Source organism: Acinetobacter halobius, assembly GCF_044130335.1.
Classification (GTDB): domain Bacteria; phylum Pseudomonadota; class Gammaproteobacteria; order Pseudomonadales; family Moraxellaceae; genus Acinetobacter.
On record NZ_JBIQOD010000018.1, the window covers coordinates 40,308 to 64,643 of the forward strand.

At 40.2% G+C, this 24,336-nt stretch carries 27 protein-coding genes; 15 read left to right on the forward strand and 12 right to left on the reverse strand.

The features are described from left to right. Position 1: 1 nt before the first annotated feature. Together ACE01U_RS13980 and ACE01U_RS13985 are read right to left on the reverse strand one after the other, a co-directional pair. A complete protein-coding gene (locus ACE01U_RS13980) occupies positions 2-1,000 on the reverse strand; it encodes a FecR family protein (RefSeq protein WP_395579768.1) in 999 nt (332 codons plus the stop codon). Continuing rightward, positions 997-1,542: an RNA polymerase sigma factor gene (locus ACE01U_RS13985; protein WP_086208621.1), complete on the reverse strand. Its 546-nt coding sequence runs from the start codon at positions 1,540-1,542 to the stop codon at positions 997-999. Before ACE01U_RS13985 ends, ACE01U_RS13980 begins: the two co-directional genes overlap by 4 nt. A 280-nt stretch (positions 1,543-1,822) precedes the next feature. Here ACE01U_RS13985 and ACE01U_RS13990 point away from each other — a divergent pair, with 280 nt between their 5' ends. Next, positions 1,823-2,419 (forward strand): biliverdin-producing heme oxygenase, encoded by a 597-nt coding sequence (locus ACE01U_RS13990; RefSeq protein ID WP_395579769.1) that lies wholly within the window; start codon positions 1,823-1,825, stop codon positions 2,417-2,419. A 9-nt stretch (positions 2,420-2,428) separates the two neighbouring features. Further along, positions 2,429-2,851 carry a YbaN family protein gene (locus tag ACE01U_RS13995; protein WP_119064250.1) on the forward strand — a complete coding sequence of 141 codons (423 nt, stop codon included), beginning with the start codon at positions 2,429-2,431 and terminating at the stop codon, positions 2,849-2,851. Positions 2,852-3,021: 170 nt separating this feature from the next. On the opposite strand, the gene ACE01U_RS14000 is transcribed toward ACE01U_RS13995, so the two are convergent. After that, on the reverse strand, positions 3,022-3,216 hold the full coding sequence (locus ACE01U_RS14000; RefSeq protein WP_086208620.1) for a hypothetical protein: 195 nt from the start codon (positions 3,214-3,216) through the stop codon (positions 3,022-3,024). 455 nt (positions 3,217-3,671) lie between these two features. On the opposite strand from ACE01U_RS14000, the gene sbmA reads away from it, so the two are divergent. From sbmA to ACE01U_RS14020, 4 genes are all read left to right on the forward strand, one after another. Then, positions 3,672-4,865 (forward strand): peptide antibiotic transporter SbmA, encoded by a 1,194-nt coding sequence (gene sbmA, locus ACE01U_RS14005; protein WP_395579770.1) that lies wholly within the window; start codon positions 3,672-3,674, stop codon positions 4,863-4,865. A 140-nt stretch (positions 4,866-5,005) separates the two neighbouring features. Further along, positions 5,006-6,061: a hypothetical protein gene (locus ACE01U_RS14010; RefSeq protein WP_395579783.1), complete on the forward strand. Its 1,056-nt coding sequence runs from the start codon at positions 5,006-5,008 to the stop codon at positions 6,059-6,061. Between the two features lie 59 nt (positions 6,062-6,120). After that, on the forward strand, positions 6,121-6,984 hold the full coding sequence (locus tag ACE01U_RS14015) for a hypothetical protein (protein ID WP_395579771.1): 864 nt from the start codon (positions 6,121-6,123) through the stop codon (positions 6,982-6,984). Positions 6,985-7,098: 114 nt separating this feature from the next. Further along, positions 7,099-7,617: a hypothetical protein gene (locus ACE01U_RS14020; protein ID WP_119064257.1), complete on the forward strand. Its 519-nt coding sequence runs from the start codon at positions 7,099-7,101 to the stop codon at positions 7,615-7,617. Between the two features lie 121 nt (positions 7,618-7,738). Here ACE01U_RS14020 and ACE01U_RS14025 read toward each other — a convergent pair whose 3' ends face one another. The 3 genes from ACE01U_RS14025 to ACE01U_RS14035 all read right to left on the reverse strand — a co-directional run bounded on the left by ACE01U_RS14025 (position 7,739) and on the right by ACE01U_RS14035 (position 9,773). Beyond that, a complete protein-coding gene (locus tag ACE01U_RS14025; protein ID WP_110974962.1) occupies positions 7,739-8,371 on the reverse strand; it encodes a hypothetical protein in 633 nt (210 codons plus the stop codon). 126 nt (positions 8,372-8,497) lie between these two features. After that, on the reverse strand, positions 8,498-9,076 hold the full coding sequence (locus ACE01U_RS14030; RefSeq protein WP_395579772.1) for a DJ-1/PfpI family protein: 579 nt from the start codon (positions 9,074-9,076) through the stop codon (positions 8,498-8,500). A gap of 223 nt (positions 9,077-9,299) precedes the next feature. Then, positions 9,300-9,773 (reverse strand): hypothetical protein, encoded by a 474-nt coding sequence (locus ACE01U_RS14035; protein WP_110974960.1) that lies wholly within the window; start codon positions 9,771-9,773, stop codon positions 9,300-9,302. A 385-nt stretch (positions 9,774-10,158) separates the two neighbouring features. On the opposite strand from ACE01U_RS14035, the gene ACE01U_RS14040 reads away from it, so the two are divergent. Both ACE01U_RS14040 and ACE01U_RS14045 read left to right on the forward strand, forming a co-directional pair. Next, a complete protein-coding gene (locus tag ACE01U_RS14040; RefSeq protein WP_395579773.1) occupies positions 10,159-10,425 on the forward strand; it encodes a hypothetical protein in 267 nt (88 codons plus the stop codon). Next, entirely contained in the window at positions 10,416-11,684 is a 1,269-nt protein-coding gene (locus tag ACE01U_RS14045) for a hypothetical protein (RefSeq protein WP_395579774.1), read from the forward strand. Before ACE01U_RS14040 ends, ACE01U_RS14045 begins: the two co-directional genes overlap by 10 nt. Positions 11,685-11,731: 47 nt before the next feature. Here ACE01U_RS14045 and gatB read toward each other — a convergent pair whose 3' ends face one another. From gatB to gatC, 3 genes are read right to left on the reverse strand one after another with little or no spacing between them, the layout of a single operon-like run. Then, complete coding sequence (gatB, locus tag ACE01U_RS14050) at positions 11,732-13,207, reverse strand: Asp-tRNA(Asn)/Glu-tRNA(Gln) amidotransferase subunit GatB (protein WP_168158417.1); 1,476 nt, start codon at positions 13,205-13,207, stop codon at positions 11,732-11,734. Next, on the reverse strand, positions 13,207-14,685 hold the full coding sequence (gene gatA, locus ACE01U_RS14055) for an Asp-tRNA(Asn)/Glu-tRNA(Gln) amidotransferase subunit GatA (RefSeq protein ID WP_395579775.1): 1,479 nt from the start codon (positions 14,683-14,685) through the stop codon (positions 13,207-13,209). Before gatA ends, gatB begins: the two co-directional genes overlap by 1 nt. Positions 14,686-14,738: 53 nt before the next feature. Next, entirely contained in the window at positions 14,739-15,053 is a 315-nt protein-coding gene (gene gatC / locus ACE01U_RS14060) for an Asp-tRNA(Asn)/Glu-tRNA(Gln) amidotransferase subunit GatC (protein ID WP_004694671.1), read from the reverse strand. Positions 15,054-15,186: 133 nt separating this feature from the next. Between gatC and ACE01U_RS14065 the strand changes: the two genes are divergently transcribed. The 6 genes from ACE01U_RS14065 to ACE01U_RS14090 all read left to right on the forward strand — a co-directional run bounded on the left by ACE01U_RS14065 (position 15,187) and on the right by ACE01U_RS14090 (position 19,936). Then, the gene (locus tag ACE01U_RS14065; protein ID WP_086208608.1) at positions 15,187-16,233 is read left to right on the forward strand and encodes a rod shape-determining protein; all 1,047 of its coding nucleotides are present in this window, start codon (positions 15,187-15,189) and stop codon (positions 16,231-16,233) included. A gap of 15 nt (positions 16,234-16,248) precedes the next feature. Next, complete coding sequence (gene mreC, locus ACE01U_RS14070; protein ID WP_086208607.1) at positions 16,249-17,106, forward strand: rod shape-determining protein MreC; 858 nt, start codon at positions 16,249-16,251, stop codon at positions 17,104-17,106. Then, the gene (mreD, locus tag ACE01U_RS14075) at positions 17,093-17,584 is read left to right on the forward strand and encodes a rod shape-determining protein MreD (RefSeq protein WP_086208606.1); all 492 of its coding nucleotides are present in this window, start codon (positions 17,093-17,095) and stop codon (positions 17,582-17,584) included. Before mreC ends, mreD begins: the two co-directional genes overlap by 14 nt. Next, positions 17,572-18,138, forward strand: coding sequence for a Maf family nucleotide pyrophosphatase (locus tag ACE01U_RS14080; RefSeq protein ID WP_395579776.1), 567 nt, complete (start codon positions 17,572-17,574; stop codon positions 18,136-18,138). Before mreD ends, ACE01U_RS14080 begins: the two co-directional genes overlap by 13 nt. 38 nt (positions 18,139-18,176) lie before the next feature. After that, on the forward strand, positions 18,177-19,631 hold the full coding sequence (gene rng, locus ACE01U_RS14085; RefSeq protein WP_086208604.1) for a ribonuclease G: 1,455 nt from the start codon (positions 18,177-18,179) through the stop codon (positions 19,629-19,631). Between the two features lie 131 nt (positions 19,632-19,762). Continuing rightward, entirely contained in the window at positions 19,763-19,936 is a 174-nt protein-coding gene (locus ACE01U_RS14090) for a PA1571 family protein (protein ID WP_086208603.1), read from the forward strand. Between the two features lie 62 nt (positions 19,937-19,998). On the opposite strand, the gene ACE01U_RS14095 is transcribed toward ACE01U_RS14090, so the two are convergent. Further along, entirely contained in the window at positions 19,999-21,378 is a 1,380-nt protein-coding gene (locus tag ACE01U_RS14095; RefSeq protein ID WP_086208602.1) for a WS/DGAT/MGAT family O-acyltransferase, read from the reverse strand. 161 nt (positions 21,379-21,539) lie between these two features. Then, positions 21,540-22,274 carry a phosphoadenylyl-sulfate reductase gene (locus ACE01U_RS14100; RefSeq protein ID WP_395579777.1) on the reverse strand — a complete coding sequence of 245 codons (735 nt, stop codon included), beginning with the start codon at positions 22,272-22,274 and terminating at the stop codon, positions 21,540-21,542. A 201-nt stretch (positions 22,275-22,475) separates the two neighbouring features. Here ACE01U_RS14100 and thrH point away from each other — a divergent pair, with 201 nt between their 5' ends. Beyond that, positions 22,476-23,093 (forward strand): bifunctional phosphoserine phosphatase/homoserine phosphotransferase ThrH, encoded by a 618-nt coding sequence (thrH, locus tag ACE01U_RS14105; protein ID WP_058869095.1) that lies wholly within the window; start codon positions 22,476-22,478, stop codon positions 23,091-23,093. 75 nt (positions 23,094-23,168) lie between these two features. Here thrH and ACE01U_RS14110 read toward each other — a convergent pair whose 3' ends face one another. Further along, positions 23,169-24,329 carry an OmpP1/FadL family transporter gene (locus ACE01U_RS14110; protein ID WP_119064269.1) on the reverse strand — a complete coding sequence of 387 codons (1,161 nt, stop codon included), beginning with the start codon at positions 24,327-24,329 and terminating at the stop codon, positions 23,169-23,171. Between the last annotated feature and the right edge of the window lie 7 nt (positions 24,330-24,336).

The following is a 24,336-nucleotide window of genomic DNA, read 5'->3' on the forward strand; positions in this document are numbered from 1 at the left end:
ATTAAGAGGCTTTCATTTTGACGTAGGTCACATAGTTTCCGATTTGAAAAAACTCAAGCTGAGGGTACTGTAACTGGATCAATTGCAGTGTTCCAAGCAAGTCTTGTTGAGGGTTAATAATCCCCGTCACTTTAATTTGGCTGAGTTCTTTTTCATTAAAAATCATGTAGCCACTATGGTAAGCATTTAAGCGATTGAGAAGGTCAGGTAAAGCCAGTTCATTGGCCTGAATTTGTTGCATTTGCCATGAAGTTTTGAACATTTGTGTATCAAAGACTTCAATTTTTCCAAGGCCATGAGCGTCAACTTGTATTCGTTGACCTTCTGAAACAATTAAAGGCTTAGCCTGAGCAGTCAGATTAGCACGGGCTTGAACACGTGAATGCAACATATTCAGTGCACTTGTATCGGTATATTGGTTGACAATAAAACGTGTACCAAGTGCTTGATAGTCAGCTTGTTTTGTATGGACGATAAAAGGGCGAGCAGGGTTCTTAGCGACATCAACATAGATATCACCTTGGATCAATTCGATTCTTCTTTGCCCAGTGGTGTAATCCACTTTTATCGCTGATTTAGGCGCGAGGCTCAGCATTGAGCCATCATCGAGTACAATATTCTTCACTTCACTGGTTGCAGTTTTATAGTCTGCAAAATAATAAGAAAAGGGAATATAAGTAAAACTCAAATAACCAAGACAACTGATGGCCATCAGTGAGAAAACAGCCTGATTAAACAATGAGATAACTTTTTGCTGTTCATGCTCAATGGCTTGAAAGGTTTGTTCGACAGTTTCACCATGTAGGTTTTGCTGGCGTGATAGGTTCTGCATTTCAAGATCAAAGTCTCGGAATTCTTCAAAATAGGGCAGATATTGCGGATGATTTCTTTGCCAAGCCTGAAACTCTTGCTGAACTTGTGCACGCTCAGTTGGGTTGTCACAGTTGAGTCGAATCACCCAAAGGGCAATTTCTTTACGAATATGCCGAGCGTCTTTCATTCTTCGCATTCTGCATGCATTTTATGGCGTAGCTCATAACAGAGACTGAGTCCATCGGCTAAATAGCCTTGTATGCTACGTAGTGATTTTCCTGTTAATTCAGCAATCTCAGTTTGGCTATAGCCTTCAATATAATAAAGAATAAAGGACTGGCGCACTTTAGCGGTGGTTTTACCTAAGGCAACCGATAGAAAATCCAGAATTTGTATGGTGTCTTCAATAGTGTTGTCTTGAATTAGCTCTTGTCCTAATTGAGCTTCATCGTAGAGATTTTTTAAGTAATTGGTTTCAATTACATTTCTACGATGCTGATCAATCAAAACGTGTTTTGCAATATTGATGAGATAGGCTTTGGGTTCTTGGATCGAAGCCAACTTATGTTTGGCTTGGATTAAACGCACAAAAGTATCTTGCACAATATCGGCAGCATTAAAGGGATGCCGAATGCGATATCTGAGCCATTGAATTAACCAGTCATGGTGCTGAAGATAAAGTTCACCAATTAACTGTTGCTGTGCTTTGGAAGAGGTGGAAGGAGACATAATACTTCCCCAAGGGTTTAAATGATATTGATTATCATTTATGATGTGTCCAAATGCAATAGTGCGTAAAGTAAAAAAGACGATTTTTCAGTACAGAGAAGAAAGTTAAATTATTTTTGCGTATTTTGAACTTTTTGTTCGTCTATATGTATAAGTCCAGTTTTACAGTTTAGAAAAATCATCAATCTCAAGAGATCCGAAAGCGTGATTCGAGTTGTTGGGAAATTCTGAAAAGAACAAACGTGGAAATCAGTACAAACAGGAACCATAGGATTTAAACGTGACCACCAGTATGAACCAGCAGCTAGAAACAAGTCTGTCACAGCGTCTAAAAACGGAAACTTCGACAGAACATGATCGAATGGAACAGTTAATGGCACAAGCAAAAGTCTTTGAAAACCAAAGTAACTATGCGCGCTTTACTTTATCTCAGTATTATTTCCAGAAAGATGTTGAACACTTATATGCACATCCAGATGTAGTTCAAATTATTCCTGATTTAGATATTCGTGGTCGTTCAGATGCTGCGCTGTTGGACTTAAAAGATCTAGGGTTAGCACCTCAATCCAGTAGCATTGCAACAGATCATGTCAGCTTTCCTCAAGCTTTGGGCTGGATCTATGTGTCTGAAGGTTCGACTTTAGGTGCAGCATTTTTATTTAAAGCAGCGCAGAGCCAGTTTGGTTTTAGCGCTGACTTTGCTGCGCGTAATTTAGCTGCTTATCCAGAGGGGCGCGCTGTGGTCTGGAAACGTTTTAAGCAGGCTATGGATGATGCCAACTTCAGTCAAGAGCAGCAAGATCAGGTCATTGAGGGCGCGATGCAAGGCTTTTCTCGCTTTGGTCAATTGTTAGCAGACTTAGAACAATTGAAGTAAGAGGCAGACATGCAAAATACCGAGTTAAGTTCAATATCCAAACCTAAGGATGACTCAGATTCAAATCTTGCAAAATCAATTTGGGTACGTTGGGTGTGTATTGGGCTTGCTTGGGTCTGTTTGGCTATAGGCACATTAGGAATCATTATTCCTGGTTTACCTACTTTTGATTTTTATTTTTTAGCCACTATTTTTGCCGCTAAAGGTTCGGCGCGTTTACATCGTTGGATTGTACAGAATCGGGTTATTGGTCCTATTTTACAACAATGGAAAGAACATAAAACCTTACCGACAAAAGCGAAAATACTTTCTTTGTTGAGTATGAGTCTTGCTGCTGGACTTATGCTTTGGAAAGTACCACATCCTTATTTTGTCGGTATTGCAATTATTATTATGATCGCTGTGCAAATTTGGATTTGGTGGAAAAAATAATCATAAAATCAATAAGTGTAGAAAACTATCAGCACGCTATTCATGTGCTGATAGGGTATGAAGAACCCAAATTTTAATAAAAACAATCAGTTTTTAAATCTATAAAAAAGATGAATGTTTATTTTTATCTGCTTGAGTAAATTTTATTTTTCTAAGAGAAGAGGCTTAAACTAGAGCTTCTGCCAGATCTGATTTTCATCATCATAAGAAACCGTAAAATTAAAACGTGAATCCGCTGTCACAAGGTAACCCGTTGGGGTTTTCATGATGACTTTTAAAATGGTGCCTTCTTCAAAGTTAATGGGCGGAAAGTCTTCTTTTGTCAGTGTTAGTGGTTTTATCAGTTCAAGTACTAGTGTTTCCATGGAACAGACCCAACAATTTTTTTTTAATGTCTCGATACTAACATGAAGTAATTTTTATGTGTGTAAAAATGATCTTTTATCCATAAAATCAAAAAGTAATCGAAAGATAAGCTTGGCGCATTTTTATATGCATACAAATTTTAAATCTAAAGAATAGCTTTCACTTTAGGGCCAAAGAAACCTACAGCAGACAAAAAAACATCTAAGTGCAAAGAATGCTCAGATATTTGTGTTTAAATTATTGATATTATTTGATTTAAATAGGTTTTGACTTCGGGGTTATAAAAATATCTAGATGAGGGCTTGTAGATTTGTATCTAAATAAAATAACGTATAACCAAATCAGGATAAGTAAAGTGTACAAACTTGCTGTAATGCGATTGTACTAAATTAAGAAATAAGGATTAGTATGCAGGGATTGCATACCTTAAAAATAAAAGGGATATACATCGTTCATGTTTAAGTCATTTTTCCCAAACCCTAAATGGTTCTTCCTTTCAGTATTACTGTGGTCTGTGATCAATGTCGTACTGTGGTATACGGGAGGCAACACATGGGGAAGTGCTATAGGATGGCCACAAGGATATGCAACAGCTGAACTGCCTATTGGTGTAAGCCGTTTTTGGTCGTCTTCCTTTCTTTGGTTTTACCTATGGTTTTTTATAGCAACAGCACTCTTTGCCTCGTTCTGGCGTTTTTTTTCAGACAATAAGTGGCAAAGATGGTCGATCTGGGGTTCTGCATTTATTCTGTTTAACATTTGGTTTGGTGTACAAGTGAGTGTTGCAATCAATGCTTGGTACGGTCCTTTTTGGGATACGATTCAAGGCATGCTGGGTAAAGGAGGGAATATCAAAGAACTCTATATGGGGACTTTAACTTTCTTGTATATTGCCATGATTGCAGTGACTTTCGCGGTTATCAATGCCTTTTTTACCAGTCACTATGTGTTCCGGTGGCGTACAGCGATGAATGAATATTACACAGAGCGTTGGGAAAAATTGCGTCATATCGAGGGGGCATCACAACGTGTACAAGAAGACACCATGCGTTTTGCCACGATTATGGAAGATTTGGGCGTAGAGTTGATCAAAGCAGTAATGGTATTGGTGGCTTTTCTTCCAATTTTGTTTGAGTTATCGAAACATGTACCAGAGCTACCTGTCGTTGGTGAAGTAAAGCATTCTTTAGTGTGGGCGGCCATTATTTGGGCTATTTTTGGTACAGTTCTGTTAATGGTGGTGGGAAACAAACTACCAGGTTTAGAGTTTAATAACCAAAAAGTTGAAGCTGCGTATCGTAAAGAATTGGTTTATGGGGAAGATCATGCAGATCGTGCTCAACCCGCGACATTGACTGAACTGTTTAGTCGGGTACGTAAAAACTATTTCCGTTTGTATTTTCACTATGCTTATTTCAACTTAGTGGCAACTTGGTATAAACAATTGGACATTTTATATAGTCTTGTTGTGCTATTTCCTGCGATTGCAGCTGGGAAAATGACTCTTGGTTTAATCAATCAAATTGGTAATGTATTTGATAAAGTCCGTGAATCATTTCAATATCTCATCATGTCATGGAAAACCATTATTGAGCTACTTTCGATTTATAAGCGTTTGAAAGCTTTTGAGTCGACACTTGACGAATAAATCCATTGTTTTTAAACCTGCCTTTAGGGCAGGTTTTTTTATGTGCTCAAGCATCGTTTTGTCTATAACTTGTGTTGTATGGTTCAAACTAAATTGATTAAATGGTGTTGAATTTATCATAAAACACATCATTTTGATGTATTCATCAAGCTAAAATAAATAATAAAAACAGTAGTTTGAGTTTGTTATTTTATGATCTTTCCGCTAATGTTTTTATGCGGGTGTTTAAGAGTAAAGTCGTAGTGAATTATAAAATTTTATGGGTATTTGGGGTTTTGGGGAGTGTGTTACAGGGCTGTACTAGTCTGGGAAATATAGCACAAGAACCGTTTACAAATATTGCATCACCACAAGAACTCATTGTAGAACGAAAAATTAATGATACTGACAAAAGTAGCAAAGAATATGTGTATCACAAAGTGGGTGTACAAAATGAAAAAGACATTGAGGTGCTCTATCCACGAACCATGTTCAGTCAGTATTGTCAAGCCCATGGTGGACGTTTTACTCAGACACAAAAAAGTAGTTTTAGCTTAGTGAAAGATCCGTGGGCGAAAAAGTTACTTCGCACTTATAACAGTTTAAAACAGGGAACGGGTACTTTTCGTTGTCAGCTTAAAAATGGTGAACAGTGGCAAGTTAGCGTAGAGGCTTTGTCTGAACGTAAGCTACCAAGTTCCAATGATACTCGTGTGGTGAATCTACAAACTAAAGTCTTGGCTGAACACGGACAAGCACCAAGAAATACCCCACCTAGTACTGTAACGAAGAAAACGGTGATCAAAGCTCCGCAGACAAAGTCAGAGGTGAAAAAAGAAGAGCCGAAAAAAGAAGTGGAGAGCAAAAAGGAAACTAAAGTCGAAGAACAACCTAAGGTCAGCAAAGCTGTAGAAACACCACAACAGCAACAGACCAAACTGTATGTGGCAGCTCGCCGTGATATTAACAGTGGTCGCAACCAAGTCACTGCTTGCAATAATGCACAACGCGCATATAACTATGGGCGTTTACCAGGTTCAGATGCCTCAAATGTTTATACCGAATCAGGCATATTAGTTGCACGTTGTTTAACCAGCATCCCAAGTTATAGCAGTCGTTTTTCTAACCCTAAAGGGCAGGCAAAGTACGTGTTACAGAACTTAGCCAAAAACCATAACCATACAGGTGCTAAAAATATGCTCAAACAAATGAAGTAATATTTTCGGCTGTTTTTGACAGGACTTCATGTGGGCATCTAAACTAAAGGAACTAGATCATGAGTCATGTCACAAACCCAGCCACCTATTTTACTGCGCCTTTGTTAGATCAGACTTTGCAAGAAATAGACGTTGATATTTCTGCTCAACCATATTTTTACAATAATGGTGGGACTCCTGAGTTTTTAGCTGATCTGTCAGATGCTATTGAACTCATTTCTGCATCATCGACCAATGCCAGTATGAGTATGGGGCATGTATATGCTGTGCCTGAAGAGATTGAAACGATCCAAACCGATTGGGGGGAACAAACTCAGCTTGCGTTCACAGGAAACACTTTTGAGTTTATGCCACTCAAAGCCACGCCTGAAACGGCCGCTGCATTTGGTATGACTTTAGTCAAAGCAGGACAAGCGATTGCAGTTGTAGCAAAAGAGCAGATGCTATCTCAAATTGAATATCGTTATGGCATGATGGCAGGTCACTTTTTTCCTTACGATTCATCTCAGGCTAATTTGACCGAGAAAACCTTATATCCTTTTGTCATCACAGACTTGGAACATCATGATTTTCCGCATGTATTTGCTTCGACCGACCCCAATCAATTACCGTTGGTGATTTCAGTAGGACGCTATTTTCCTAAAGATCGAAAAATTTACTTGGCTGATTTGTGGGTGGAATATGGCGACGCGCTTTATATTCCTGAAATGCCAAAGCAAGTCGCCCCTGAATTTGTCGATTTACATAATAACCGTAATGCTGCTTTAGCGTGTTGGAAGGCCGAAAGCGGTCAATCTATGATACAGATGCATACTCTGCTTGATCCCAAAGGTTACTTCTATTGGTTTTGGAACGCATGCCCGACCATTCATCCACAGCTCGATGCGTTTGAATCTGCTGAGTTGAATATAGATATCACTTGAATGAAGCGACTTTATCTTTTTGCTTCAATTACGCGGTAATTTTACAGTTCCATAACAGGCTGATTGACGGGCTTTGTGATACAAAGAATGCAATTGTTGATTGGAGTTGAGTTTATGTCACAGCCTGTTTTAAGCATTTTACGTGGTCGGTCTTCTGCTATTTTTCGTCATGCTGTTATGGCAGCAGCATTGTGTGGTTCAGTCCAAGTTGCAACAGCCAGTACCACAGTCGACCAGCTGAGTAATTGTTTGGTGAAGTCAACGACAGCAACAGATAAAACCACCGTGTTACAGTGGACGTTTGCGGCACTGGCTGCACATCCAGATCTGAAGGTGTATAGCAATGTCACCGATGCACAGCGTACACAGCTAGATAAAAACCTCGCACAGGTTTTACAGCGCATTTTGGTGGAGCAATGTTCAGCGCAGACCAAAGCAGTGATTCAAGCTGAAGGCTTACAAGCGGTTGGAGACAGTTTTCAGGAACTTGGGCAGATTACAGGTGAGGAAATTTTAAAGAATCCTGAAGTGAAAGGGCAGTTGCAAGGTGTACTGCGCTATGTAGATCTGAATAAATTGGTGACGACTTTTTTAACCCCAGAAATTTGGAATAAGTTGGGTGTGACGAGGTAGTTGTATTTTCTAGCAGTGCTTCAAGTTTCTTATTTCTAAGTGAACTTAAAGCACTGCTGTTTCTAAAAATATAAGAATTAAGAATGAGTGTTCAATTGGAAAAAACACCGCATTGAATCGCTTAGTTGTCTCCAATTAAAACGTCATTTTGAGTAGTTGACTTTACTTGAGCTTGAGCCTTATCCACTATCTCAAAAAATTTAGCACTTTCTTCTAAGTTTAAAATTTTATCCAAAAACTGAATACATAAAATAATAGAAAAAATAGTACCTAAACTCCTTACTACAATATGAAAACTCTCTCCAGCATTTGTTCCGTACAGAACGTAGATATAAGCAAGTAACGCAAGGATGATTAAATAATAAAGGTTTTTCCTAAACTTGATTTGATTAATTTTGGGTGAGAAAACTAAGCGTTCTTCATCAACATGAATATATTTATGTCCAAAATGAAAAGCATCTGTCACGTCTTGGAAATTCAATTTTTTCTGTTCGTGTAACAAGATAAAGTAATCGGCTAATTTTGCACTAATGACTGTTGAACGAGTGAGCGTTTGTGCTGCTTTGTCTTTCAGTAATAAAGAAAGCTCCGATTCAGTTTTTTGATAATAATTGTCTAAATATTCTTTATAAAAATCTAACTCATCTTTGAATTTTTTACGCTTATGTTCATTGATTGCATGAAGTGTTTTAGGAATTGAGAAAATAGCGATAATGAGTGCAATAAGAGCTGCTATAGGATTGATGAATTCCATTTTTATTATTCAAAAATTATGATGTTTTTATTATATAAAAAAGTCTCGATAAATCGAGACTTTTCAATAAATTAAAAGATCAAAAATTCTATTTTTTGATAAAAGTTTTATTTCGCAAAAGGACGATTAAATCGTCACAGTCGCCCCTAAAGCTTGAATAAACTGCGCCATCCAAGCAGGGTGTGCAGGCCAAGCAGGTGCTGTGATCAAGTGCCCATCGGTTACAGCTTCACTCACTTCAATGTCTGCATAAGTCCCGCCTGCTAGTTTCACCTCGGCTGCGCACGCAGGGTAGGCTGAACAAGTACGGCCTTTGAGTACATCGGCTGCTGCAAGAATTTGTGCACCATGACAAACCGCTGCAATTGGTTTTTCTGCAGTATCAAACTCACGTACGATTTCAAGGATACGTTCATTCATACGTAAATATTCGGGCGCACGACCACCGGGAATGACTAAACCGACATAGTCCGCAGTGTGTACCGCTTCAAAGTTGTAGTTGATCGCAAAGTTATGACCGCGTTTTTCACTATAGGTTTGCTCGCCTTCGAAGTCATGAATAGCTGTGGCGATGCTTTCGCCCTCGTTTTTATCGGGGCAGACTGCGTGTACGGTATAACCGAGACCTGTTAAAAACTGAAAAGGCACCATGGTTTCATAGTCTTCAGCATAGTCACCGACGAGCATTAAAATTTGTTTAGACATTTTTAAACCCTCTTTATTGTTTGTGCATATTTATGTTCAATTTTGATCTAAATTAGCACAGTTCAGATGTCATTTTTAAGTCATTCAGTGCTCTTTAGTCGTATAGCTGAGGTCATTTTTATAAAAAAGCTCCAAGTAATTGAGGCGTTATCACTGTCTGTAAAAGCGTGTTGAATCAATCAGTTTATATATTCACTGATATGAAATTTACTATGCTCACATGTTAATAGTCTAATGTGCAGGCTTTGCCGTTATATTCATAACGGTTGACATCATATTTTTGACCATTCCAGCGGTAAACTGCAAAACAAAATCCGGGGCCACCATTTTCAATATCTGGCCAGCCGTCTTTTCCTTTGGTTTTTAGAAAAGTAGGGATGCCCATGTTTTCAAAAATGAGTTTCCATGTTCCCGTTTTTTGCTGAGCAACGATGTGGTAACCAACACCTGTATTGCCATAGCACATGGTGCTGTAGTCTGAAATGACTGCGTCTTTTAGACCGTCAGCATTGAGGTCTTTGTATGTGGTGATTTCACCTGTGTCGCAGCTACCTTCCCAGCCATGTTTTGTTTTTGAAAAGCCTGCGGCTTTAAAGATTTGGCTAGCATCTTTAGCTGGAACATTGGGCTTGGTTTCTGCAAAGATGGTGGTGCTAAGGAAGGCAAGAGTGGAAAGTGTAAGTATGATAGTTTTCATTTTTTGTCCTTTGATTTTTTGAAAGTAGTGGATTTTTTAATTAATAGAATACGCTTAGTGTAGTAGTTTTTTGGGAATTAGATAGGTAGTTTTAGCTATACGAAGCAGAGTTTTGAATTTTTAAATACCTCTCCCTAACCCTCTCCTTAAAAAGGAGAGGGAACATTCATTATTAAATATATGGTGCTATCAAATTTACAATGAAAGCTCCTTCTCCCAGTGGGAGAAGGCGGGGGATGAGGGGGTGGAAGTCACGCATAAAAAATGACTTTGAAAGTTGAATCCGTCCCAAGTCTTCAAGTTTGATGATAGAAGATAATATTTTGATATACATATGATTTTATTGTTATAATTTATCTCGAGATAAGTATAAATTTTATTAAATATGAATACTGAGTTTATTGATGATATTCTGTCTTTGAAGAAATGGGCAATACTTTCACTGGAGTCTAAATTTGAAAAAGACTGGGTTGATCCAAAAGTTTTAGAACATAAATATAATTTTATAAAGAGTGAACTACAAAAATTATTGAATCTAATAGAAAGTAAAAATTATAGTGCTGAAGAAAAAATAGAGTTAATAGAAAATAAAAAAGAATTTAGCTATGGGAAAAATTCCATTTTTAATGAATATTCCTTTTTATGCGTTTAGTTACTACCTATTATTCGATTATTCAATATAAAGAAAATAGGGAGAAAGCTTTAAAGCTTTTGCATAAAAATTTTATTTTTCCAGATAGAAACAACTTAGCAAAATTTTTATCTAGTTTCTTTTTTCATTTTCTTAATCGAGAAGATTTCTTAGATGAAAGTAAACACAAAATTGGCTTGGAAATTCTGAAAGAAGAATATAGTTACTCATTTAGTGAGTTTCTTAATTTTGATATAAAGCAAGGTGATATTCTTCAAAGTTTATTAGTTTTGAGGGTTCTACAAATTTTGAGATTATTAGGGTTAAGCCCTGATTTTTCTTATGAGAGAAAAGTAGCACATTATACTTCTATTGCTGTTGCCAATGATCTTCTTTTTAAATCTAAAGCAAGATTAAGAATAAATTCGACAGAATTTATGAATGATCGAACAGAAGGGAAGTTATTAGATACATATTTAAATTTAAACCCAAGTATTGATAGTGAAAGTCTTAATTTTTTAACTAGTTATACATTTAATCATAATCATCTTAATCAGTTTAGATTATATGGAAAAACTAATCAAAAAGAGGGGTCTGGTGTAAGCTTGGTTTTAATTACTGATTTATTTGGGTTAGTTAATACATCTCTAGCTGCTCAAATACAGGAATTTATTAGGTTTTCAGAGTTAGAGGAAATAAGATGTAAAGAATTTTTTAGATTCAATAAATTACCAATTTTTAGATGCTGTTATCTAGATCCTAACTCAGATTATCTTGAATTGGCAAAGAGGTCTAAATTAAGTTTCTATAAAGAGTTAACGGCAGATGGGTGGAGTGCTTCTAGTATTGAGCTGGAGTGGAAGAAATATAACAAAACAATTGAAAATAACGAGTTGAACGTGAAGAGGTTGTTACGCGAGTTAAAAGAATATATTAAAGTTATAACTAATAATCAAAGTTCTAAAATGTATAGTCCTATAGGAAGCCTTTTGTCTTTGGTTAGCTTTTTGTTTAAGCATGCGGCATTTAAAGAAGAGGAAGAATGTAGAGTAATTTATTGTACTGATATTAGTGATACCAGGATTAAAAATATCTTCGATATTAATAACTTACTTACATATACATTCGTGAATTATGATATTGAATTAAAGAGTTATTGGAAGAATATTTATATTGGGCCTGCTTCATTTCAGTACTTATCTTATTTTAAAAAAGCTTTATATGATCATAACATGCAAGATGTAAGAGTTAGTCTATCTGATCATCCCCTCCGTAGTTAAAAGAAAACCCGTCCTAAGACGGGTTTCTTTTTCAAAAACAGATCAGATCAACCAATCAATTTCTTCATTAATTCATTGACTTGAGCAGGGTTAGCTTTACCCTTAGACGCCTTCATTACTTGACCAACAAGACCATTGAAAGCTTTCTCTTTACCAGATTTAAACTCTTCAACCATCTTCTCATTGGCAGCAAGTACGTCTTTAATAATCGCTTCAATCGCACCTGTATCAGTTTCCTGCTTCAAGCCTTTTTCCGCAATAATTTCGTCCGCAGTTTTACCTTCATCCCACATAAAGCCGAATACTTGCTTCGCAATCTTGCCACTAATGGTGTTATCCACGATACGTGCAACCATGCCGCCCAGTTTTTCAGCCGAAACAGGAGAGTCTGCGAGTTCTAAGCCCGCTTTATTTAAAGCACCAGAGAACTCGCCCATGACCCAGTTTGCAGACACTTTACCTTGAGCCGCGCCGCCAGCAGCAGCCACAACCACTTCATAAAAGTCAGACATTTCACGGGTCAGCGTCAACACATGCGCATCGTACTCAGTGACACCAAAGTCCGCGACGAAACGCTCACGACGTGCCGCAGGAAGCTCAGGCAATGCAGCACGAGCTGTTTCAATTTGCGCATCAGAAATAATCACAGGCAACAAATCAGGGTCTGGGAAGTAGCGATAGTCGTTCGCTTCTTCTTTTGAACGCATTGAACGTGTTTCCATCTTCACAGGGTCGAATAGACGCGTTTCTTGGTCAATCGTGCCATCCCATTCCAAAATTTCCATTTGGCGTTCAATTTCAACATTGATCGCTTGTTCAATGAAACGGAATGAGTTGAGGTTTTTTAACTCGCAACGTGTGCCGAACGGTTGACCCGGACGACGTAACGACACGTTACAGTCTGCACGGAATGAACCTTCCGCCATGTTACCGTCAGAAATACCCAACCAACGCACTAAAGTGTGAATCGACTTGATATAAGCCACCGCTTCTTCAACCGAACGCATGTCAGGTTCAGACACGATTTCAAGTAAAGGTGTACCTGCACGGTTTAAGTCGATGCCTGACATTCCTTCAAACTGGTCATGGATTGATTTACCTGCATCTTCCTCAAGGTGGGCACGTGTTACGCCAATGCGCTTTACCGTACCATCTTCAAGTTGAATATCAATATGACCCAAACCCACAATTGGATTATCCATCTGGCTGATTTGGTAGCCTTTCGGAGAGTCAGGGTAGAAGTAGTTCTTACGTGCAAACACAGACGCTTGGTCGATGTAAGCATCAATCCCCAAACCAAAGCGAATGGCTAAATCCACCACTTCTTTATTCAGTACAGGCAGTACACCCGGCATTGCCAAGTCAACGAGGCTAGCTTGGGTGTTTGGGTCTTGACCAAATTCAGTCGATGAACCTGAGAAGATTTTAGATTGGGTTGCAAGCTGAGTATGAATCTCGATCCCGATCACGACTTCCCAACCGTCAATTAATAACGACTTTGGTTTCTTTTGAGCTTGAGCCATTATGCATTCTCCTCAGCAATTGTCGCACGTTTCGTATGCCAATCCGTCGCTTGTTGGTACTGATGTACCACAGACAACAGTTGAGATTCTGACCAATAGTTACCAATCAGCTGTAAGCCCACAGGTAAGTTGTCTTTGTCAAAACCAACAGGTGCATTAATCGCAGGAAGACCTGCAAGGTTAACCGCGATGGTGTAAATGTCGCCCAAGTACATTTCAACTGGGGACAAGTTCGCTCCAATTTTATAAGCCGTGGTTGGTGCAGCAGGTGCAGCAATCACATCCACCGATTCAAACGCTTTTAAGAAGTCTTGTTGAATCAGACGACGGACTTTTTGCGCTTTCACATAGTAGGCATCGTAGTAACCCGCAGACAACGCATACGTACCAATCAAGATACGACGCTGTACTTCTGCACCAAAACCTTCAGAGCGTGAACGTTTGTATAAGTCCATCAAGTCAACTGGGTTCTCTGCACGGTAGCCATAGCGTACGCCATCGTAACGAGACAAGTTCGATGACGCTTCAGCAGGTGCAATCAAGTAATAGGTTGGAACATAAGCTTCAGTCATGTTGAGATCAATCTCAACTAGGATCGCGCCCATCTCTTCCAATTTTTTCAATGATTCTTCAACACGTGCTTTCACGTCGGCATCTAAACCAGCGACATTGAAGTACTGCTTTGGAATACCAATACGTAGACCTTGAATCGCTGTGCCGTTTAGATTCGCCACATAGTCATCAACGTCTTTTTCAACCGATGTTGAGTCTTTCGCGTCATGACCTGCCATCACATTCATGAGGTAGGCACAGTCTTCAGCCGAACGTGCCATTGGTCCGCCCTGATCCAGTGATGATGCATAAGCAATCATCCCGAAGCGCGACACACGACCATAACTTGGTTTAAGACCCGTTAAGCCACAGAATGATGCAGGTTGTCGAATTGAACCACCTGTGTCTGTACCTGTCGCAAATGGAGCGAGGTCCGCTGCAACCGCTGCCGCAGAACCACCTGAAGAACCACCTGGTACATGACCTAAGTTCCAAGGGTTTGCTGTAGCGCCGTAGAATGAGTTCTCAGAGGTTGAACCCATGGCGAACTCGTCCATGTTCACTTTACCCAAAGTGACCAGACCAGCGGCTTTGCCTTTCGCTACAACGGTGGCGTCGTAAGGAGAGATAAAGTTATCCAACATTTTTGAACCCGCAGTGGTTTTAATGCCTTGGGTACAAAAAATGTCTTTGTGTGCAATGGGCACACCTGTCAATGCGGTTGCTGTGCCTGCTTTAATTGCGGCATCAGCAGCATCGGCTTGTGCAAGCGCTTGTTCTGCAGTCACGGTTACATAAGATTTAACTTGTGTATCTAGTTTTGCAATGCGCTTTAAATAATGTTCAGTCAGTTCGCGAGATGAAAATTTAGCCCCAGCTAAACCCTCAGAGAGTTCACGAATCGATAAGCGATGTAAATCTGTCATGAGAAATGTCTTTACGTTAATTTTTACAAAATAATGGTTTAACTGAATAGAAATTATTCAATCACGCGAGGAACAAGGTACAAACCGTCTTGCACTTGCGGTGCAATGGCTTGATATTCATCACGATGATTGGTTTCTGAAACCACATCTTCACGTAAGGGTTGTGGGTGATCAAATGGGCTTTTAAGCGGCTCAACACCATCGGTGTCGATACCTTTTAAGGTTTCCATCATGCCTAAAATTTTATTTAGACTTTGAGCATATTCAGCAGATTGCGTATCATCTAGCGACAATCGAGCAAGATTGGCGATTGCTGAAACTGTTTGTGCATTTAAATCTGCAGAATGCTGTGCATCCGATGTAGACATAACATCACCTGAGTCAGTATTAAAAAATTTCAAAATATCGTGCGTTATAATAAGCGATTGACTTGTTCAAATCATCACATTTAGTTAAAGTTGCCACCTTGCGTCCACATAAAGTTTAATCGAGAACGTCTCCGTGATTCTAAAAAGACTAATTGGCTTGTTTTCGCCCGATCTAGCCATTGATTTAGGTACAGCAAATACACTTATTTATGCACCAGGACGAGGCATTATATTAAATGAACCGACAGTTGTGGCAATTCGTCACAGTGGTTCACAAAAAATCGTTGCCGCAGTAGGTCTTGATGCAAAGCAAATGCTAGGCCGTACCCCTGCAAATATCTCTGCCATTCGTCCAATGAAGGATGGTGTGATTGCCGATTTTGAAGTGACTGAAACCATGCTGAACCAATTTATTGGTAAAGTACATGAAAAACGTCTGTTCCCACCTGCACCGCGTGTTGTGGTGTGTGTGCCTTGCAAATCAACTTTGGTTGAGCGTCGTGCTATTCGTGAAGCTGTATTTAATGCAGGCGCACGCGATGTTCGTTTGATTGAAGAACCAATGGCCGCTGCAATTGGTGCAGGTATGCCAGTTGAGCAAGCATGTGGCTCGATGGTGGTGGATGTCGGTGGTGGTACAACTGAAATTGCGATCATTTCATTACAAGGTTGTGTCTATGCTGACTCACTCCGTATTGGTGGTGATGTATTTGATGAACAAATCATTAACTACGTACGTAAGGCTCATGGTTGTGTGATTGGTGAAACCACTGCAGAAATTATCAAGAAAGAAGTGGGTATGGCTTTGCCCGAGCCTGATGCTAAAACGCTTGAGATTGAAGTTCGCGGTCGCAACCTTGCTGAAGGTGTGCCACGTGCCATTAATGTAACTTCGGACGAAATCACGCAAGCGATTTCTGATCCTCTACAAAGTATTGTCTCGGCTGTGAAATCTGCACTTGAGCAAACGCCTCCTGAGCTGTCTTCAGACATCGCTGAGCGCGGTATTGTGTTGACAGGTGGTGGTGCATTACTACGTAACCTCGACAAACTTCTTGCGCAAGAAACGGGCTTACCTGTGGTGGTTGCAGAAGATCCTTTAACGTGTGTCACTCGTGGTGGTGGTAAAGTTTTGGAGTTCTTCGATAATCCAAATCACGACATGTTATTTGTAGGCTAATAAAGGAATCGGCGGGTGCAAACAAATCTGTTTTCCAGACAACCGCCATCTTTTCGCTCATTTATCATTGCAGTGATCACATGTTTGGTTGTGCTGTTTTTTAACTGGCGCATGCCGCATGTGATTCAACCTGCAAGAGATGTCTTGTACGCCGCTTATAATCCAATTTATGCTGTAGCAAGTTATCCCGTGTTATCGCGAGAGTGGCTGAATCAACAAACCAAGTCTGAGGCTCAACTGCGCCGTGAAAATACCGCGATGCAAGCTGAACTGTTACAGGCACAGGTACGTTTACAAAAATTATCTGAACTATCTGCGGAAAATACCCGTTTGCGTGGTTTGTTAGATACCCCGTTAATCATTGATGGTCGTATGGAGATTGCAGAAGTCATTGGAACCGATGCCGATCCACTGCGTCATATTATTGTGATTAACCGTGGTGCCAACAGTCAGTTAAAAGTAGGGCAGACGGTGCTCGATGACAAAGGCATTATGGGGCAGATTATCAATGTCTATCCACATAGTAGCCGTGTGATGTTGCTTTCAGATAAAGAACATTCACTTTCAGTCCGTTTAGAGCGCTCGGGTATGCGAGCGATTGTTTCGGGTACGGGAGATTTAGGGCATTTGAAAATGGAATATGTCCCGACCAGTGCCGAAATTAAAGTGGGTGAAAAAGTGTATAGCTCAGGTCTTGGTGAGCATTTCCCAGCGGGTTATTTGGTGGGTACGATTTCAAAAATCAGTCGTCATAATTCAGGTGAGTTTGCTCAAATAGATGTGGTACCTGCCGCACAGCTAGCGGGTGGACATCATGTCGTTGTGTTATTTTCCGATTCTTTAGCGATGGAGCAACCGCATGCCGATCGCTAAACTTCGTGCTGCCAAACAGCGTGATCCACTATTTCCGATCATTTTTTCGGTGATCATTGCTTCGGTGTTGATGGTCTATCCACTGTCTTATACGCTCTCTGGCTGGCGTCCATTGTTTATGATGATGGTCATGCTGTTTTGGGTGCTGTGTCAGCCGACATGGTGTGGAATTTGGTTCGCCTTTGCTGTGGGTATTTTCACCGATTTATTGCTCGATGCACCCTTAGGTTTAAATGCGCTCAGTTTTGTGCTGATTACTTTTGTCTCACGCTTTTTAACCCGAGAACGTCGGATTATGACGTTTGCAAATATCTGGGTGATCACGGCTTTGGCTGTTGTCGCGCATTTATTTATGACATGGATCGCGCAAATTATGATCGGGGCGCAGTTTTCGATTGCCCGTCATTGGCAACCCCTGTTGAGTAGTGTTTTGACCTTTCCCATTTTATATTTCTTCCTAAAAAAATGGCGCATTTAATTTTAGCGTCAAGTTCGCCTCGCCGTCGTGAGTTGCTTGAGCAGCTTGGCCTAGTTTTTGATATTTACAGCCCAGATATTGATGAGTCGATACAAACAAGCGAATTGGTCGCTCATTATGTAGAGCGACTGGCTTGTGCCAAAGCTGAGGCTGTGCAAGTTCGTTATCCAGATGCGATCGTGATCGCTGCCGATACCAGCTTAGGAGTCGATCAAGAGATTTTGGGTAAACCTGAATCGAAACAACATGCTTTTGAAATGTGGGAAAAAATTTCGGGACGTAAGCATGATGTTTATACAGGTGTTTGTGTTCGTACAAATGCACAAATTTCAAGTATAGTAGTTCGTACTGAAGTCGAATTTCAGCACTTAAGCCTTGAAGATATGGAAGCATATTGGGCAACACATGAACCCCTTGGCAAGGCGGGAGCCTATGCCATACAAGGCATTGCAGCACGTTATATTCCACGTATTGAGGGAAGCTATAGCAATGTGGTGGGTTTACCGTTGTATGAAACGGTACAGTTATTACGGGCAGTTAAGGCACTAAATTAACTGTCTCAAAAGATTTTTTATAATGTTTTGAGTTTGTTATGTCTGACGAGTTATTAATTAACGTCACGCCTATGGAATGTCGCGTCGCGTTGATTGAAAACGGCACGGTCAATGAGTTATTTGTTGAGCGTACGGTAAAACGTGGGTTAGTGGGTAATATTTATAAAGGTAAAGTGGTGCGCGTTCTTCCGGGTATGCAAGCTGCTTTTGTCGATATTGGACTGTCACGAACTGCTTTTTTGCATATCAATGATATGGTTTGGCCACGTAATCAGCCGATTCCGAATGTGTTTGAGCTTTTGCAACCGGGACAAATTCTTACTGTTCAAGTCATGAAAGATATGTTGGGAACGAAGGGTGCCCGCCTTTCAACAGATCTGTCCATTCCTTCTCGTTATTTGGTTTTAATGCCTTATGGAAACCATACGGGTGTTTCGCAACGAATAGAGTCTGAGGCAGAGCGTGACCGTTTACGCTCTATGATTGAGCGAATTCAAGCAGAACATAAGCTTCCAGGTTCTGTGATTGTTCGTACTGCGGCAGATGGTATTGAAGAAGCGGCCATTGCCCAAGATATGGCTTATTTGGCAAAGCTATGGGAGTTTATCCAGCGCAAGCAGATCAGTATTGCGGTGCCATCGTTAATTTTTGAAGAGCTACCTTTACCGCAGCGGATTATCCGAGATCTTGCAAGCGAAAAAACCGCTAAAATTTCAGTCGACTCACGTGAAATTCACGGCAAGCTCAAAGAGTTTGTTGAAGAATTTGTGCCGAATATTAAAGAGCGTTTGATTCACTATCCGGGTGAGCGTCCAATCTTCGATTTATATAATGTAGAAGAAGATATTCAAAAAGCTCTGCAAACGCGTGTTGCGCTGAAGTCAGGCGGTTATTTGATGATTGACCAGACCGAGGCCATGACCACGATTGACGTCAATACGGGCTCCTATGTGGGTGGTCGCTCTTTAGAAGACACTGTGTTTAAAACCAATATGGAAGCGACACAGGTGATTGCTCGTCAGCTGAGACTGCGCAATTTAGGCGGTATTATTATTATCGACTTTATTGACATGCAAGAGCAGGAGCATCGTACTGAAGTGATGACTCAGTTTGAGCGGATGCTTGAGCAAGACCATGCTAAAACCAAAATTACGCAGGTATCAGAGCTGGGTCTAGTGGAAATGACACGTAAGCGAACACGTGAATCATTAGAACACTTATTATGTGAATCTTGCCCGACCTGTCAGGGGCGTGGTTATGTGAAAACAGCAGAGTCGGTATGTTACGAAATCTTTCGAGAAATCATGCGTTATACACGCGCGTATCAGTCTCAGACTGGCTTTACTGTCGTTGCTCATCCATCCGTGATTGACCGCTTGTTAACCGCAGAAGCGCCAGCAGTCGCGGATCTGGAGCATTTTATTGGTCGTGTGATTAAATTTCAGGTTGAAAATTTATATACGCAAGAGCAATACGATATCATTCTGAGCTGAAATTGTAACAATATATGGTTAAATAGTTGTTACAACTGAAATTTTACTTTCGACTGTAGATTTTGAATACTAGGAACACGGAAATAGCCAAAGCTTATTCTCCCAAATAGGTTTAGCAAATGAGGTGTGATATGGGTGTTAGAGAAGCAATTATTCAACCTAGTTTGAAACATTTATTGGATACGAAAGTGACGCATAATGCATATATTTTGGACGAGCAAGGTAAGGAAGTACAAATTACCACTGCCATGATTCGAACTGCATGTCATCAACTATTAAAACAATGTCGTAGCATTAAAAACTAAGGGGCTTATCGAAGCCCCTTAGTTTTATGTCATTTATTCAGTTTCTAATGGGTTCTGCGGTATCAACTGACCGCTTGTAACTTTGGGTTTTCAACCCCCACAATCGCTTCGAAACGTTGGATTTCTTCTTCCAAGTGAGTCAATAAGTTTTGCATTTTCGGCAAAGCATTGCGACACGCAGTCAAACCGACCTCAAGTTTATCTAAATAACTGGTCATGGTGATATTGAGTGCCTGACCATCTAAAATGATCGAAGCAGGGTACAATGCATCGAGACGTGCTCCGTTCCAGTACAGTGGCTCACGTGGTCCTGGTACATTCGAGATCACCAAATTAAAGGCTTGGCGTTTAGGCAATAGGCCTGAGGCTATATTCAGACCTGCCGCACTATATACAAATGCACTATAGTTCAAAATTTGATTTGAGTTCATACGTTTGAACTTTTCTTTTGCATTTTGTACGCTACGACGGACGATGTTTAAGCGTTCTAATGGATCTTCTTTATGTGTGCCTAAGTTTGCCAAGATCATCGTAATACGATTCGACATAGATGAATCATCATCACGTACAGATGCAGGAACCATTGCAATCAGCGGTTTTTTAGGTAACGCATCTTGCGATAACAAATATTCCCGCAGTGCGCCTGAACAAACAGCCAGTACGATGTCATTAATTGTGACACCCAGACTTTTAGAGATATGGCGTAAACGGTCAAATTCAAAAGACTGTGCTGCAAAGCGACGTGAAGAGCTGACACGTTGGTTTAAAATGGAGCTTGGCGCTTGGAAACTTGAAACGTAATCGGGATTACGCCCCATATCTTTCATCACTGTTTGAGACAGTTCATACATGACACGTGGGGTAGATTCAAGCTGTCCAACCACACCATTCATAATCTTTTTAAAGCGACTCGCTTTATCCTCTTTCAAGCGTTTAGCGCGTGGTCCTTCAACACACCAAGGCGGTACGATGCTTTTGATGTTTGGATCATGTGATAAGGATTTCTCAACCAACCGCATACCTGCAATTCCATCCACCATTGCATGGTGAATTTTGAAATACATGGCAAAACGGTTACCCTCAATTCCTTCAATGATATGGCAGGTCCATAATGGTTTTGCACGGTCGATCAAACTGCTGTGTTCTTGTGAAATATAAGTCAGGAGTTCGCGGATACGACCAGGTTTGGGAAGTGCAATATGGCGAAAATGATGGTCAAGATCAAATTCTTCATCTTCATCCCAAAATAGGCCATTCAGTTTATTGTTAAACGGGGGGATAGGAATAGATTTTGAATTACGAATATCCGCTACTAAATTTTGAATGAAGCTGGCTGGTGCATTTTCGGGGATTTGGAATAAGAATAATCCACCGACATGCATGGGTTGCTGGCGCTTTTCAAGTGATAAAAAAATAAAGTCAATCGGATGTAATGGACGCATAGTCTAGATTGCCTCACTGCAATATCTGACGGCTCTTATCTGAGCAATCTTGTTAGAATTATATAACTTAAGGTTAGTATATCGACTTTTTATAAGAATGGGAGCGCTTTGTGTGTATCTATTAGTTGCGAAAAACCACTGCTGAGCAGTGGTTTTAGTCTTTACTTTTTCAAATTACCTGCATGCAAGCCACATTCTTTGTGCGTAGCTTCTTCCCACCACCAGCGACCTTCACGCTCATGCTGGTTTGGTAGCACTGGTCGTGTACAAGGCTCACAACCGATAGAAATAAAGCCGCGTTCATGTAAAGGGTTATAGGGGACTTCCATCATGCGGATATAGCTCCAGACTTCAGCACTACTCCAGTTGGCAAGAGGATTATATTTAATCAGTTGCTTGCCTTCACCTGAGAAACCAATATCGGCCTGTACGACAGGGATTTCAGTTCGTGTACCTGGACTTTGATCCTTACGTTGCCCCGTAATCCAGCCATCTAAAGTGGCTAATTTTTTACGCAATGGCTGAACTTTTCGAATACCGCAACATTCTTTATGGTCATCTTGGTAAAAGCTGAATAACCCTTTTTCATTGACCAGTTGTTGAACTGTATTGGCTTCTGGGAAACAAATTTCGATATTGATGTTGTAATGTTTGCGCACAGTTTCAATAAACTGATAGGTTTCTGCGTGTAAACGTCCTGTATCTAAACTAAAGACACGGAAAGGTTTACCTAAGTTGGCCGCCATATCAATCAGTACGACATCTTCTGCACCAGAAAATGAAATGGCGATTTCACCGTTTTGATTCAGTGCGAGTGCTAAAATTTCACTTGGCGATTTGTCTGCATATTCAGCAGCAAGAGCATCGACAAGGTCAATGGTTGGAATGGTTGTCATGAGTATCCTGGCAATAGGCTTGGAATCTAACAAGACCTATATTACGTTATTTGCTAAGTATTTTAATAGAGTTGAATTAGGCTACTTATCACTAAAAAATCAATGCTTATGAAAAAAATAGATTTAAAAAACAACAATGCATTAGACAAATATTAAGCTATGATAGGGCAAATTTTTCCACGTAAATAAAAGGGAGTCTTCATGGAAGTTGTTTGTCTTGATCTAGAAGGGGTATTGGTTCCAGAGATTTGGATTAACTTTGCTAAAAAAACAGGCATTAAGGCGCTTGAAGCAACCACGCGTGATATTCCTGATTATGATGTGCTCATGACCCAGCGCTTAAATATATTAAAAGAACATGGTTTAGGCCTCAATGATATTCAAGAAGTGATTGCCGAAATGGGGCCATTTCCAGGTGCGAAAGAATTTGTTGAATGGTTACGCACACACTTTCAGTTGATTATTTTATCAGACACTTTCTATGAGTTTGCACATCCTTTAATGAAGCAATTAGGTTGGCCGACCATTTTTTGTCATAAGTTAGAAACTGACGAAAAGGGAATGATTACAGCGTATAAGTTACGTCAACCTGACCAAAAACGTGAGGCAGTCAAGGCGTTACATGGTTTGAATTTCCGTGTGATTGCCGCAGGTGATTCTTATAATGACACTACTATGCTCGGTGAAGCGGACAAAGGGTTTTTATTTGATGCGCCAGAAAATGTAATCAAAGAGTTCCCTCAGTTTCCACCAATTCATGGTTATGATGCTTTAAAAGAAGCGATTCGTAATGCTTCAGTTCGCGATATTCCTGCATAAAAAGCAATATCTACGAAAGCAAAAAAGGCGCATCTAAATAGATACGCCTTTTTTATTGGATACAACTTTTAGGATTTAGAATTTATAACCAAATTTTAAACCGTAAGCGATTGCATCGTTATTACTAAAATCACCAACAACATTACCACCAGTTTGAGCTTTAGCATCACCTAACCAGAAGTATTTAACACCTGCTTGTACGAAATAGTTTTCTGCTGGGCTATATTGACCACCTAAACCTACGCTCCAGAAACCTTCTACTGGACCCAAAGTTGTTACAGGATTACCTGCACCAGAGTCCCAACCTACAGATGCAGAACCAGACCATTTGCTGGTAAATTTATGACCGACACCAACAGTTGCAGAAATTTGGTCATCTGAATAATCAATGAGGTTTTGCGCTTTCCCTTTAGCAAGTTTACTTGCTGTTGCTAAAGCTGTTGGACTTACTGCAAATTGGTCCCAATGTACCCAACGGATGTTCGCAAATGCCAAAGTATCCTTCGCAATACCTGTTTGGAAATCAAGATTCACAGATTGTGGCGTGACAACTTCTGTTTGGCTTGTAACAGAACGTAGGTCAATACCGTATGAAGGAATGTAGATATTCGAAGTTTCCGTTGTATCTAATTCGTGTTTAATTTCAGAACGGTAAGTAACGGCAGCTTTTAAAGCAATTTCGGGGATTTGGTAAGCTGCACCAGCTAACCAACCAAAAGCATCGTCTTCTTCGAGGTTAATGTCATAACCAGAAAGCAATGAATAAGCACTGCCACGTAAAGAAACATTGCCCTTAACTGTTTGATAAACAGGACCAGCGTATAAATTCCAGTTTTCAGTAGGTTGATAACCAAAAATCAGTGAAAGATTGTTGGTACGCACTTTTACACTTGTGCCTTCTTTCCCATTACCAAATGCACCTGCTGCAGATGAGTATTGAGAGTCAGCGCCGTAAGGTTGGTCATAAAGTAAACCAAAAGAAAAGTGTTCAGTCGCTTGAATTTTAAGGGCTGCAGAAGGGAAATAGTAGTCATCAGCCATATCTGAAACAGATGCACCATTATTACTTTCGCCACTTACATTTGGATCAAGTACACTGAAAGATGCTTCTGCATAATTTCCAGATTGTAGAAATGGCAGAATAGACTGACCAGAGCGGTCAAGACCTGCTGCAAATACTGAAGTTGTTGGAATTAAGCTAAGTAAAATAGCTGAGCGAAGTGCCTTAAGCTTCATGGGGAGA

What these genes read in the sequence shown, in the direction of transcription:
- gatC (WP_004694671.1), bottom strand. Translation starts at nt 15,053, where the DNA reads ATGTCTACATCGGATGCACAGCATTCTGCAGATTTAAATGCACAAACA.
- ACE01U_RS14030 (WP_395579772.1), bottom strand. Translation starts at nt 9,076, where the DNA reads ATGTCTAAACAAATTTTAATGCTCGTCGGTGACTATGCTGAAGACTAT.
- rng (WP_086208604.1), top strand. Translation starts at nt 18,177, where the DNA reads ATGTCTGACGAGTTATTAATTAACGTCACGCCTATGGAATGTCGCGTC.
- ACE01U_RS13980 (WP_395579768.1), bottom strand. Translation starts at nt 1,000, where the DNA reads ATGAAAGACGCTCGGCATATTCGTAAAGAAATTGCCCTTTGGGTGATT.
- ACE01U_RS14035 (WP_110974960.1), bottom strand. Translation starts at nt 9,773, where the DNA reads ATGAAAACTATCATACTTACACTTTCCACTCTTGCCTTCCTTAGCACC.
- gatB (WP_168158417.1), bottom strand. Translation starts at nt 13,207, where the DNA reads ATGGCTCAAGCTCAAAAGAAACCAAAGTCGTTATTAATTGACGGTTGG.
- sbmA (WP_395579770.1), top strand. Translation starts at nt 3,672, where the DNA reads ATGTTTAAGTCATTTTTCCCAAACCCTAAATGGTTCTTCCTTTCAGTA.
- ACE01U_RS14110 (WP_119064269.1), bottom strand. Translation starts at nt 24,329, where the DNA reads ATGAAGCTTAAGGCACTTCGCTCAGCTATTTTACTTAGCTTAATTCCA.
- ACE01U_RS14080 (WP_395579776.1), top strand. Translation starts at nt 17,572, where the DNA reads ATGGCGCATTTAATTTTAGCGTCAAGTTCGCCTCGCCGTCGTGAGTTG.
- ACE01U_RS14095 (WP_086208602.1), bottom strand. Translation starts at nt 21,378, where the DNA reads ATGCGTCCATTACATCCGATTGACTTTATTTTTTTATCACTTGAAAAG.
- mreD (WP_086208606.1), top strand. Translation starts at nt 17,093, where the DNA reads ATGCCGATCGCTAAACTTCGTGCTGCCAAACAGCGTGATCCACTATTT.
- ACE01U_RS14020 (WP_119064257.1), top strand. Translation starts at nt 7,099, where the DNA reads ATGTCACAGCCTGTTTTAAGCATTTTACGTGGTCGGTCTTCTGCTATT.
- ACE01U_RS14100 (WP_395579777.1), bottom strand. Translation starts at nt 22,274, where the DNA reads ATGACAACCATTCCAACCATTGACCTTGTCGATGCTCTTGCTGCTGAA.
- thrH (WP_058869095.1), top strand. Translation starts at nt 22,476, where the DNA reads ATGGAAGTTGTTTGTCTTGATCTAGAAGGGGTATTGGTTCCAGAGATT.
- gatA (WP_395579775.1), bottom strand. Translation starts at nt 14,685, where the DNA reads ATGACAGATTTACATCGCTTATCGATTCGTGAACTCTCTGAGGGTTTA.
- ACE01U_RS14015 (WP_395579771.1), top strand. Translation starts at nt 6,121, where the DNA reads ATGAGTCATGTCACAAACCCAGCCACCTATTTTACTGCGCCTTTGTTA.
- ACE01U_RS13995 (WP_119064250.1), top strand. Translation starts at nt 2,429, where the DNA reads ATGCAAAATACCGAGTTAAGTTCAATATCCAAACCTAAGGATGACTCA.
- ACE01U_RS14045 (WP_395579774.1), top strand. Translation starts at nt 10,416, where the DNA reads ATGCGTTTAGTTACTACCTATTATTCGATTATTCAATATAAAGAAAAT.
- ACE01U_RS14090 (WP_086208603.1), top strand. Translation starts at nt 19,763, where the DNA reads ATGGGTGTTAGAGAAGCAATTATTCAACCTAGTTTGAAACATTTATTG.
- ACE01U_RS14040 (WP_395579773.1), top strand. Translation starts at nt 10,159, where the DNA reads ATGAATACTGAGTTTATTGATGATATTCTGTCTTTGAAGAAATGGGCA.
- ACE01U_RS14025 (WP_110974962.1), bottom strand. Translation starts at nt 8,371, where the DNA reads ATGGAATTCATCAATCCTATAGCAGCTCTTATTGCACTCATTATCGCT.
- ACE01U_RS13985 (WP_086208621.1), bottom strand. Translation starts at nt 1,542, where the DNA reads ATGTCTCCTTCCACCTCTTCCAAAGCACAGCAACAGTTAATTGGTGAA.
- ACE01U_RS14000 (WP_086208620.1), bottom strand. Translation starts at nt 3,216, where the DNA reads ATGGAAACACTAGTACTTGAACTGATAAAACCACTAACACTGACAAAA.